This window comes from Prolixibacteraceae bacterium, from assembly GCA_019856515.1.
Classification (GTDB): domain Bacteria; phylum Bacteroidota; class Bacteroidia; order Bacteroidales; family Prolixibacteraceae; genus Halosquirtibacter; species Halosquirtibacter xylanolyticus.
In genome coordinates this window covers 1,373,135-1,386,146 of sequence record CP082230.1, presented here as the reverse complement: position 1 = coordinate 1,386,146, position 13,012 = coordinate 1,373,135, and the positions used below count along the sequence as shown (strand labels likewise).

At 35.7% G+C, this 13,012-nt stretch carries 8 protein-coding genes; all 8 read right to left on the bottom strand.

The window, feature by feature from the left end; all coding sequences use genetic code 11:
• Nucleotides 1–42 precede the first annotated feature (42 nt).
• Nucleotides 43–966 (bottom strand): 3-phosphoglycerate dehydrogenase, encoded by a 924-nt coding sequence (locus K5X82_04695; protein ID QZT38203.1) that lies wholly within the window; start codon nucleotides 964–966, stop codon nucleotides 43–45.
• A gap of 346 nt (nucleotides 967–1,312) precedes the next feature.
• Nucleotides 1,313–2,386, bottom strand: a complete 1,074-nt coding sequence (gene serC / locus K5X82_04690; protein QZT38202.1) for a 3-phosphoserine/phosphohydroxythreonine transaminase — start codon at nucleotides 2,384–2,386, stop codon at nucleotides 1,313–1,315.
• Between the two features lie 229 nt (nucleotides 2,387–2,615).
• Entirely contained in the window at nucleotides 2,616–3,701 is a 1,086-nt protein-coding gene (gene gcvT, locus K5X82_04685; GenBank protein QZT38201.1) for a glycine cleavage system aminomethyltransferase GcvT, read from the bottom strand.
• A gap of 417 nt (nucleotides 3,702–4,118) precedes the next feature.
• Entirely contained in the window at nucleotides 4,119–5,096 is a 978-nt protein-coding gene (locus K5X82_04680; protein ID QZT38200.1) for a hypothetical protein, read from the bottom strand.
• 444 nt (nucleotides 5,097–5,540) lie between these two features.
• Nucleotides 5,541–6,197 (bottom strand): PorT family protein, encoded by a 657-nt coding sequence (locus tag K5X82_04675; GenBank protein QZT38199.1) that lies wholly within the window; start codon nucleotides 6,195–6,197, stop codon nucleotides 5,541–5,543.
• Between the two features lie 363 nt (nucleotides 6,198–6,560).
• On the bottom strand, nucleotides 6,561–7,223 hold the full coding sequence (locus K5X82_04670) for a PorT family protein (protein QZT38198.1): 663 nt from the start codon (nucleotides 7,221–7,223) through the stop codon (nucleotides 6,561–6,563).
• 1,692 nt (nucleotides 7,224–8,915) lie between these two features.
• Nucleotides 8,916–10,163, bottom strand: a complete 1,248-nt coding sequence (locus K5X82_04665) for a DNA-processing protein DprA (protein ID QZT38197.1) — start codon at nucleotides 10,161–10,163, stop codon at nucleotides 8,916–8,918.
• Between the two features lie 4 nt (nucleotides 10,164–10,167).
• Nucleotides 10,168–12,264, bottom strand: coding sequence for a RecQ family ATP-dependent DNA helicase (locus K5X82_04660; GenBank protein ID QZT38196.1), 2,097 nt, complete (start codon nucleotides 12,262–12,264; stop codon nucleotides 10,168–10,170).
• Between the last annotated feature and the right edge of the window lie 748 nt (nucleotides 12,265–13,012).

Genomic DNA, 13,012 nt, shown 5'->3' with positions numbered 1-13,012 from the left:
AAATGTGGTAAGATATACTAATGGGGGACTTACCAACCTACATTACTTGTTTACTTGATAATCTGCAACTTTTTCGTTTAGGTATTGAGCCGATTGATTCAATGCTGCTCTACCTGCATTAAAATTCGCTTCTTCTGTTTGTGCTCCTAATTTCTTTGCTGTAAAGAACACTTGATCTCCAAACTCCTCTACAAGCTCTTGAGCATTTGCTGGAGCAATATCTGCTACATAGTATAGATCCGTTCTTTCACTTAGTGCTTTTGCTAATCCTTCTTCATCGATAACCTCTTTTCTTGCTGTATTGATAACCACAGCATTTTTAGGCATCGACATCAGTAGATCGTAACCGATACTCTTTTTTGTCTCTTCTGTTGCAGGGATATTTAGTGAGATCACCTGACAGTTTGCGAACAAATCTTTTACTGTTGGACAGTAAGCTACTTTTTCATTTCCTGTCTCTCCTGGCTTAAGAAAAATATCACAAGCTTCTACTTCCATGTTAAAACCTAAGGCGTAGTTTGCGATACGTCGACCGATATTTCCATAACCCAAAATACCCATCTTCTTTCCTGAGATCTCAAATCCTTGCTTTCCGCTATACTTCTTTCTTGTCATCATCAATAGAAGACCAAAAGTAAGCTCTGCCACAGCATTGGCATTTTGTCCTGGTGTATTCATCACCACGATACCCTTCTCTTTGGCATAAGCACAGTCAATATTATCATACCCTGCACCTCCACGAACGATAACTTCTAGTTTCGGAGCGGCATCGATAGCTTCTTGATCGATCTTGTCGCTTCTTACAATGAGTCCTTCAACATCTTTTAGTGCAGCATATAGTTCATCGCGTGAACCATACTTCTCTAATAATACGACTTCAACATTCAGCCCTTTGGCTGCATCTAAGATATAGTCAGTAGTCTCTTTAGAGAATGGTTTTTCTGTAGCAACTAAGATTTTTTTCATCACTGTCATAGCTTAAAAAATTATAGTGAAAAGTTAGAGCTATTTCTATCCTTTGATTATGATATCTATCATTTATTCAATAAAAATAAATCTTCTTTTCTCTCTGTTTTTGATGTTTTAGAACAACCCTTTTTGATACAGGAGCTGTCCTTTGAATACAAATTATTAATTATTCTCTCAATATAGTTAAGATGTCGTAATGTCTCTGTTGATGGTAAATTAAAATGTTACTCCAACACTGTGTTTAGCTGTCGAAAAACATCCTCCAAAAACAAAAAAATAAGGTCTGAAAAAGGTCGTAAAGTTAACTTTACGACCCTTCGTCTTGTTACATTACGACACGCTATTAGGCTTGCTGCTTTTCAAACTCTTGCATTGCATCTACTAATACTTGAATGCTCGATTTCGGCATAGCATTATATGTAGAAGCACGGAAGCCTCCAATAGAACGGTGTCCTTTAATACCAACAATATTCTTCGATGTAGCCAAATTAAAGAAATCAGCTTCTTTATCTTTGTAACCTTCAGTCATTACAAAAGTGATATTCATCAACGAACGATCCGCTGGATCTTTAACGACAGCTTCGAAACATTTGTTACGATCTAACTCATCATAGATAAGGGCTGCCTTCTCTTCGTTTACTTTTGCAATAGCATCAATTCCACCATTCTCTTTTAACCATCTTAGTGTTTGCAATGCTGCAAATACTGGTACACATGGTGGAGTGTTAAACATAGACTCCTTTTCAATGTGTGTGCGATAGTCGATCATTGTTGGAATTGGACGATCAACTTTTCCTAATGCATCTCTGCGTACGATAACCAAAGTTACCCCTGCAGGAGCCAAATTCTTTTGTGCCCCAGCATAAATAAGATCATACTTCGAAATATCGATAGGACGACTGAAAATATCTGACGACATATCCGCTACCAATGGCACATCTACTTCAGGATCTGTATGTATCTGTGTTCCGTAGATCGTATTATTTGTTGTATAATGAAAATAATCTGCATCACTTGGCACTGTGTAGCCTTTAGGAATGTAGCTATATGTAGTGTCTTTTGATGATGCAACCTCTACAACCTCACCAAACAATTTAGCTTCTTTGATCGCTTTGTTGGCCCATGTACCTGTGTTAAGGTAAGCTGCCTTAGTCTTTAATAAGTTGAATGGTACTGTATAGAACTGTGTCGATGCACCTCCCTGAAGAAATAATACTTCGTGTGTCTCTGGCACATGAAGTAGCTCTTTTACTAGTGCTACCGCTTCGTCCATTACGGCTACAAACTCCTTACTTCGATGGGATACCTCCATTACGGATAGTCCTGTTCCTGCAAAATCTAGGATAGCTTCAGCTGTCTTCTTAATTGTGTATTCTGGCAAGATCGAAGGTCCTGCATAAAAATTATGCTTCTTCATAGCGATTTGGGTCATTAAAATTGTTATTATCTCGAATAATAAGCCGATAAATCGATTCGGCTTATAAGCTATATTTTGTCAATATATTATTTTTTTAAATAAGATCCTATGGTATGACATAAATCATAAGTTTTCTACTTGAAAAACTATACAAAACTTAACATTGGATCAAAATAGCACCATATTCGTGACATAGAGATGGTGCAATGTCCTTTTTTATGGACAAGTGTTATATTAATGGCAACTTTTTGATCAGTGCTGGGATCAATTTCTTGCGAATCTTAATATAAACGGTATTACCAAACTTACAGTGATTGAGATCAATATAACCTAATCCAATACCTTGTTTCAAAATTGGTGATTGTGTTCCTGAAGTCACAACACCAATCGTCTCACCGGCTTCCGTACATATTTCATATCCATGTCTTGGGATACCTCTCTCTTGAAGAATAAATCCTCTTAACCTCTTGGTAACACCATCTGCCTTTTGTTGCTCTAAAAATGGACGATCAATAAACGGTTTATTATCAACAAACTTGGTTGTCCATCCCAGCCCTGCCTCCAAAGGAGAAGTGGCATCGTCAATATCGTTACCATATAAACAGTATCCTTTTTCCATTCTTAGGGTGTCTCTTGCTGCCAATCCAATAGGGGCAATTCCTTCCGCTTCTCCAGCTTCAAAAACCGCTTTCCACAGTGCTTCCACATCTTTGTTGGCACAATAGAGTTCAAAACCACCTGATCCAGTGTAGCCAGTATTGGAGATAATCACATCCTTAATACCTGCCATCTCTCCAACAACAAATTGATAAAATGGAATATCTTTAAGAGTCACTTCTGTAAGACTTTGTAGTACCTCCAGCGCTTTTGGTCCTTGAACTGCCAATTGTGAGATCTCATCTGAAACATTATTCAATGTAATGCCTTCTATTTGATGGTCTACCAACCACTGGTAATCCTTCTCAATATTTGAAGCATTAACGACCAAAAGATAACACTTCTCTTTCTCCATACAGTAGACGATCAGATCATCTACAATACCTCTTTTACCATTTGGAAAATAGCAGTACTGTGCCTGTCCGTGCTCTAGAACCGAAACATCATTCGAAGTCATCATCTGTAGGAACTCCAAACATTTTGGTCCCTCTACGTAAATTTCCCCCATATGAGATACATCAAATACCCCGATACTTTCTCTTACTTTCATGTGTTCGCCTTGAATGCCACTATACTCTATCGGCATATCATATCCAGCAAACTCTACCATTTTAGCACCCAAGTCTCGGTGCACCTTATTTAGAGCAGTTGTTTTCATTGTAGGTCTATATTTTTGAGTTTCTTTCTTTACAAAAAATGGGTATATCTCCCTTTTCCACCATAAAGGTAGTGAGTTCTGTTCAACTAAAAGTGAACTTTATCATATCTCTCAATAGAATTGTTGGAAAACATCTTTTCGATGTTTTTAGCATATCGGATTATCTCAAAGACTCCAATTCATCAGGTGCCGAATACACTATTATATATGTTTGATTCTCTCAAAACTAAGTATAATCATACCTAAATAATGATGCATCTTTTATCTTAGTCAGTGTGTTCATAAATCGGCCCATATCTCTTTTCGACATCAATGCACTGAAAGTGCTAAACTTCTTAGTCTAGGCTTTTAAGTCTAGGTGTCGTCGATCACTCACCAATCTCCAAGGGTTGTAAGTCTGCTCCTTTTTATTTGGTATTAATGGTATGACACAGGGAAAACAGTCTTATCTCCAGTACCATCCTCATGATATTCTCGATCCTCAATATAACCTTCGCTAAAGAACCCTTCTATCTTTTCTATCGCGACATATCGATGTACCCAACGGTCTGTTTTATCATAGAAATATTGAAATCTTTTCACCTCTGCTTTTTTAGTGGAGGTATCTAACTCTCTTTGATATATCAACATCCCATGATCATCATACTGATAACGGATATGAATAGTAGGCTTGTCTTTCTTCTTTATATTCTGTGAAATCAAATGACCTTCCAAGTCGTAGGAGAGAAAAACACTCTTAATTAATGCCTTCTTAAAGTAATATTTCTTCTCAAAAACACGCTGTGCCTTATCAAAAGAGTAAGTCACCTCTTTGCCTGCATCTTCCTTATATAACTTCGCCTTTTGAATATAAGTCCCGGATTGAAAATATTGATACTGATCATATCTAAGAGTATCTCCCTTAAAGCCTCTTCGAAGCATGCGAATCAATCGTCTTTGCCCATCATAATAATAGTCCGACCGATTAACCTTCTTGCCCGTTTGATCGTATTGATTTACCAATTTTAATGTCCCGTTCTCATGATAAAAATAATCATAACGACCATAGGCACCTTTGTTGGTAAAAGTATTCTCCTCAATCTTCTGTCCACGATCATTGTAGCGTACAATTGCAATCGTGTCAATATCTCCTTGCTTTGCATCTGGCTTCATCTGATATCTGCTAGACTCAATGGTGTCTCCCTTACTATCAAAACGATACTTCAAGGCATATTGACCAATTAATTGGGCTCGCTCCATCTTGCCAAAGCGTTCGAGTGCCTTATACTTCTTTGTTGTAACCGAACTATACGCCTTTTTTATCACACTTTGTTTCACCACAGCTTGCCCCACTACCATCGAGGTTGAGAAAACATAAAGAGAAAGGATAAAAAAGAATACAGTAGATCTTTTCATCGGTGTGATCGTTACAATAAAAATGTTGTTAAATAGATGCTGAAACCGCAAGATAATTAATTTTGATCTATTCTGTAAACCTTAATCCTATTTTTGTCCCTGCCTAAGACCATAACTTAGGTGCGTTTTAAGTATTGATGTCTTATAAAATGAAAGCAAAAAACTGAACCATAGGATGATGCCTTTATATCGACACAAACCCCAAACCCTGATCATCCTCCTATAAAATTAGAACTCTTCCAATGACAAACATTTCCATATCTCACACCAACCCACCACATCCCAACTTCCATATTGTGGTGAAATAGTAAATTTTTAATCTGTCTGATCCGTCCAATCCGTCTCATCCGTATTTCATGCTTGTGTCCCAACCCTTAGTTTCGTTGTGTCTTAGTGGTTCTTTTACTCTTGCGCTTCAATTTTTATGAGTTGTTTGCCAATGTTTTACAAATAATAAGATAAACCGACACAAAAAGCACGATTTTTCCATTCATTTTTAGTGGTTTTGATATTACTTACTCCTACATCGTAGCCAATATAAGGTTCAAAATGATTCAGTTTCAGACTTGCCCCAAATTTAACGCCAAAATTTAACGGTTTTATATCGTTTATATTTTCGACATCCGATGTGACCTTTACGTCATAGGCTTGTCCTAGATCTTCCACCTTACCAGAGATACAATACCCTAAAGTAGGCTCAATAGATACTCTAATATTATTACTTTTCTTAAGACTTATGATTTTCAAACTAAAGTTAATGGGGATCTCAATATAATTCAATGCTACAAAATCATCGTAAGTTGTCGTCATATCAGGGGCATTACTATTAGAAGAGTAACCTGGAGGACCATAGGACACTGTCGTTTTTAATTTCCCCCCTCTTTGCGTAAATGCAACTCCAGGTTGGACTCTAAGGTTATCTAGATGAAAAGAGTAAAAAGCTCCAACAGATAAACCTAACGTAGGGTTTACGTAATCCTTGTTAAGCTCGTTTATGTGTAGTCCTGCTCGGAGGCTGAATCCATTGGTTTCTTGTGCTTTCAAGCATTGGAGCGTTGCCAATATGAACACTAATGTAAGAATAATGCTTATTTTTCTCATGGAATAAGGTAAATTAAAATTGATAATGTTAAAATATATAAATTGTAATAAATCCAGAAAGCCATAAATGATTTATTACAATTTATATTGTATTCGTTAAGATTGCCAGCAAGTTTAGCCTAGGTGAAAGAATTTATTGCCATGAATTCAATGGATCATAGAGACCTATATCGATTATTGTTTGTGATAGTTATATCCGTGGCTGCATAACCTTTGTCACATATGATTTTCTTCTTTACACTGATGAATTCCATCCAATTCGTAGCCCCATAATTTTTAACTCTTGCAGACTTTGTGTTCTTATTTTAACTATCACATATTTTAAATAAATGTGTGATAGTTAAAGAGTCATGTCTTTCGAATTTAGTGTATGTAGTAGCCTAAACCAAGATAAACACTTCTGTTTCTTATTTCATAATGATTGGCTGCGATATCATTAATTCCAATATCATAACCTGCATAAGGCTCAAACTGACCAACCTTAAAACTTGCCCCAAACTTTATTCCGATATTTAGCTCTTCATAATAATTTGGCTCTTCGTGGTTAAGTAAAAATACCCTCTTGTCATTTCCTCTTTTAATCTGGTCCGAAATATATACTCCTAAAGCTGGTTCAACATGAAGCCTGACTTCGTTATTATTATTGCGGAAGCCGACAACCTTTAAGCTAAGGTTAAGGGGAATTTCAATGTAGTTTACCACCATGCGACTATCGTAGTCTTCATGAACTATTCTCTCATCAATAATTTCATGATTTTCTACTGTATACATAACCTCTTGTAATAACGTTCTGGTCCCTCTTTTAATATAAATCAAACCAGATTGTATTCTAAAAGAGTTAAGATTAAATGAGAATAGTCCTCCCAAATGATAACCTAGATTACTTCTTTGTTTAAAATTTGCATCAAAATAATTTATATTGGCCCCAGCTTTGACTACAAAATTACTTTTTGATTGCGCTACCGATACAATGGAGTTAGTGAAAAAGGCAACTGAGATTGAAAGGATAAAGCATAGTCTCTTCATATTATAAGATTGGTTTTTAGTTGTTTGTGTAAATATATAAAAAATAATATTAATGAAATATTTCATTTTACTACTTGTCCTTTGACTAGTATATAGACTGTATAATTTCTGTTCACGCTGTGTCTACTTATAAAAGAACACAGCCACAGATTCAACGGATCTATACTGATAAAAAAATATCACTAAGGCACGAAGAAAATATGGACACGGATTGGACATTTGTCTTATTGCAACAAAGATGCACTCAAAGTCCAATAAGATCTAGGAAATGGAGCCACGTAAAGGCGCGATGTTCGCGTCTAAAATATCCACGGATTTCCACGGATCTTTTTTATTTTGCAACCTTCCCTGAAAGGGAAACCGAACTTAGCCCAATGGTGAAAACCATAATTTGACCGTAAGGTCAAGGTATTGGTTAAAACCTTGGGAAAACAAATCTCTTTACAACCAAAGGCTGAAGGCCTGCCCCAAAGGAACAACTGGGAACGCTAGCTCCAGCTCGATATCATGGAACGTATTGAAGTGCAAGGGATGGCACACTGATGAAACAGATAGTACTGATGAGCACGGATCTTTATTAGGGCTGTGGTGCAAGGAAAATACAGCCACGGATTCAACGGATCAGATGGATTTCCACGGATCTTTTTTATTTTGCAGCCTTCTCTAAAAGGGAAACCGAACTTAGCCCAATGGTGAAAACCATAATTTGACCGTAAGGTCAAGGTATTGGTTAAAGCCTTGGGAAAACAAACCCACCACACAATCAAAGACTGAAGGCCTGACCCCAAAGAAACAACTGGGAACGCTGAGCTCCAGCTCGGCATCATGTATCACACTAATGCTTAAATGGAATAATCGCCACGGATTCAACGGATCAAACGGATTTCTATGGATCTTTTTTATTTTGCAACTTTCCCTGAAAGGGAAACTGAACTTAGCCCAATGGTGAAATGCCTAAATTGCGCGATAGCGCGGTATAGGAATGAGTCTTGGGAAAACAAACCCACCACACAACCAAAGGCTGAAGTCCTGACCCCCAAATATGAAATCATAAGGCTTCACCAATTAAAACCTCTCTCACTTTCATCTGATTTTCAACTTCAATATAACTGACCATTGACGTATTGCCTGTTTTAGCAAAACGATATGATTACACAATCAGTCTCAAACTCAACTTCCAACCCCAAAAGTAGTTATGCCGCATACATTACGCTTGCAATTATTATCCTAATCCTTTTCTTTATTACATTACATCCATTTGAGGCTATATAACACCTCCTTTGTCTTGATATGGTGTCATATGGCCCCGAAGTTGTTTTAAATTAAATAAATGCCCTTAGAATGAAATTATGAGATTTTCTTTGGCTAGTTATACTCTCACAATTATTTGCCAAGATGAAGATGGATACATAGCCTCCTGATATATGTTATTTAATCCCAATTTAAAAGTGTAGCTATTCAAATCGGTTCGCAAAATACTTGTCCATACGAATTATTAAAGTCACAAAAAACATGCTAGAATTACGAATGAGACGATTCGTTTAGATATGCAAGTATTAACACCTCCATGACGGAAATTAGGATTGAATGCCAGTACGTTAATGGAATAGGCCGCACAAGCTCAAAAAAACTATCTGTTGATATTAATCAGCCTGGTGTTTTTCTTAAATTGTAGAAAATTGTCTTATTAAACTAACTCGTAATTCTAATTTTCTTTTCCTTATTTAAAATGAAAGTCACTGGCCTATTATTTTTTATAATAAATTCCTTAGCACAAGCCATTTTCAACCATTCATCTAATTGGCTATTGGTTATGGATAATTTATCCTTGATATCTTTTTTAGTCAATGGTTTATCAGTTATGATACTATAAAGTTTGAAGATAAAATAATCAAATAATGTTGCATCATTTAATTTAACTTCAATAATATCACCCTCCTTCTTTATCACCTTCTTTTCTTGTGCTATGTTATTGGCTAGAGAATTATTAGAAGAAAATAAATTAGGCTCAGAAACCTGAATTATTTTTACTTTTACCAATTCTTCTATTTTGTATTCATTTTCAGGAAGTAATTTATTAGCACCCAATTTTATTAACTCATTGTTGCCAACCTCTTTGTTGTAAATAACCCAAAGAGGAACCCATTGTTTTTTTAAATTTTCTTTGGCACCTTCCCATGTTCCTCCTTTTGTGTCTGATTTTACAACTATCGTAGCTTCTGACTGTGTATATATCAATTTATTTCTAGTCATTGCATTCCCTACGTTAAAACTTGCTTCAGGGTTAAATGGAGATAGAAGAACAAGCCTTTTATTGATTATATATTTTCTAAACGTACTGGTTGTTGACTTCCTAATTAATGAATCCGATACAAAACCAATACAATTTCCATTTGCTTCAAGAGCGCCGAGCATAGCAGACTCATCTACTCCTTTAGCTCCACCAGAAACAATTCCAAAGTTTTCGGAAGTTATTTTCTTGCCTATCTTCTTTGTTTCAAACAATTCATTGTCTGTAGTTTTTCTTGCTCCAACAATTCCAATATATTGCTTATTTAATAAATCAGCATTCCCTATTCCAAATAATATCGGCGGGGCATTATCCTTCAATCTTTCTTTTAATCTCCTGGGATATTGTTTATCACCTCTATTAATAATCCAAATTCCTGCTTTAGTCCATTTATCCAAAGCTATTGCTAATGCAGATTTTCTTTCTAGCAGAGAGTCAATCCTTTCTGATGTAATTGTTTTATCCTGCCAACCAAGTAATAAACTAGCATTATCTTGAGATAAGAAATCCTCTGGGCTTATTGATTTTGATTGCAACCATCTAACTAACCTATTCCACTCAGTGTTGGTCAGCGGCTTTATGCTTTTATCCGAACTTTTTGCAAAGTATGATGTAAATAGTAATATTGATTTTGTTCTTTCTGAAATCATAATCTTAATTTGCTGATGTTGAAGTTAAAGTTGCAGGAAAAACAATACCACAGCCTGCCTGCCTAAGTAAAGCCGATGCAATTGTTAGTGTCCATCCCGAATCAATTGCATCATCTATTAGTAACACAGGTTGACCAACTTTAATACTACCGTTGACTTTAAATGCTCCATCAAGGTTTTTACATTGGAAAAAGTTATTTTCCTGTTCTTTTTGAGGAGCAGTTTCCTCTATTTTTTCTATTACTGACACAAAGGGTAAGCCCAACTTCGTTGCTACTCGTTCAGCAAAGGAAGGAACTAAGTCTGGGTGCCTATGTGAAGGAATGCAGGTGACCCATGTTGGACGAGGAGTTGTATTCCATCTTTCATTATACATTTCAACAAATGCATCAACCAATTCATCTCGAAAAAAATTATTATGCTTGTCTTCTGCAACTATACTACCCCAGCCAGCATCTCCCCATCTTGATAAAGATTTACCCAATTCTGCACGGAGGCTTTGATGAAGATTACCACTAAATCCATATTCAGGCAATGCCTCAGATTCAATTTTTATTTTTAATTTAAAATCAAATTCTGAATGTTTCAGAAACAAAGCAGCTTCCACTCCATTTTCATGTTGTACCGTATCTGATAATTTAAGCTTTTGGTCACAATTCGCACATTTTCCACAAAGAGTTCTATTTGGATCATCAAGAGAGTTTTGCAGGAAATTCATCAAGCAATCAGTTGAATCAATATACGTCAACATTTCATGCCATTCATTAAGTCTTTGGTTCGTTAATCTTAACACCTTATCAGAATCCATATCATACTCTACAGCTGTTCTATACCACTTAGTACCAATCTTTATAACAGGAGAAGATTCTTCTACGATTAGATATTTCAATACTTGTTCTATCTGACCCTTTCTTAAGTTTAGTTGCTTCATTAGCTCTGGAACAGATAAACCATCGTGTTCTTCAATGATAGCTAATATAGCCTCTACTCTTTCTTTTGGAGGAAAGGCTGATTGTCTGAAGTACTGATGTATATCGTGATCTTCTCGACCTGATAATAGAACACCATGCGCTTTACTGATAGCCCTTCCCGCCCTTCCTACTTGTTGATAGTAGCTTATTATTGAGCTTGGAGCTTGATAATGTATAACAAAGCCTAAATCTGGTTTGTCATAGCCCATACCCAATGCTGAAGTGGACACAAGAACCTTCAATTCGTTGTTATATAATGAGTCTTCTACATACTGTCGATACTGTGTAGAGTCTTCAAAGTTATTATCCTTAGCTCCAGCATAATAATAAGCAGCATCTATATCGCATTCATTCAACCAATCTGTGACAATCATTGCATCTCTTTTGGTGAGTGTATAAACAATACCACTTCCTGTTAAATTAGGAATATTCTCTTTCAACCAAGCTAATCTAGCAGCTTGATCTTTAAGTGATATATTTTGAAGAATCAAACTTTCTCTAGTTAAAGCTCCTCTGATTACCTCTATATCTCCGAGCTGCGAAACTATATCTTTACACACTCTATCATTAGCAGTGGCCGTTGTTCCAAGGATTGGCATACCAGTTGGCATGAACTTAAGAATATTTACTATTCTTCTATAATCAGGTCTAAAATCATGCCCCCAGTCTGAAATACAATGTGCTTCATCAACAACAAATAAACCAATTCTATCCGCTATTGGTCTTAAAATGTTATTCATGAAATTTTCATTTGCAAGCCTTTCCGGAGAAATTAGTAATGCATCAACTTCATTCCTAAGAACTGCTAATTTGGATATGTTCCAATCTTCAACATTTGTTGAGTTAATTGAAATTGCTTTTATACCTAATCTTTCAGCAGCTTCAATTTGATTTCTCATTAATGCAAGTAGAGGTGAGATAATAATAGTTGTACCCTTACCTTCATCTCTAAGAATTCTTGTACTAATAAAATATACTGAGCTTTTTCCCCAGCCTGTACGTTCTATTACAAGTAATTTCTTTTTCCTATTAACGATTCCATCAATAGCTTGCCATTGTCCTTCTCGGAACTCTGCTGTATCATTATCAATAGAATTCCTCAATAAGTTTAATGCATCAGATTTATTCATCTTCAACCTGTTTTAGATCCATTATATTAACATTAAGTATTTTCGAAACCTTAAACAATACTTCCAATCTGGGGTGTTGTCTACTTTGAACATACCCTTTAATAAGATTATAGCTCTTTACTTAGGTAGCCACCTAGTCATGTCAGTTTTATTTATTTTCCATTGATATTTCTTTTATCCTATTCATTTGCCTTTAGTATAAAACATTCAAATATAATAATACTCAGGGCTTGTTCATAAAACGTGAATTCATATTATATTTGGATTGCGAAAAACAGATATAAATTATGAATAGCGACGTTTCATCTAACAAAATTAGACTATTTTACAACTACCTACAAATAAATCTTAATGATACAAGAAGTAACTCAGGACGTAAGCATGATTTAGCCTTTGTAATGACGCTTTTTTTGATCTGTATTTTGAGAATCTGTGGCCATATAAAGCATGAGTTAAATTCATCGTATTATGGTACGTAACCACGAAAATCGATGTGTTTGTTTACAGAAGGATATTGATTGTTGTATTAGTCGAGTTCAGTTATCTGGAATCTTGTCTTCGTTTTATTTTACCTCCTTTTCATCAATCAATATCAATGAATGGGGCATGTCCAACTTATTCTACAATCAATGTGTTATGTTTCTCGAATAACCCTTGATCATGATATTCATTGTTCTTGAAAAGTAAGACGTTTCTAGTTTAAGCGAGTTTAAAGAAAAATGGGAAGACATCAATATCGCATAGAATT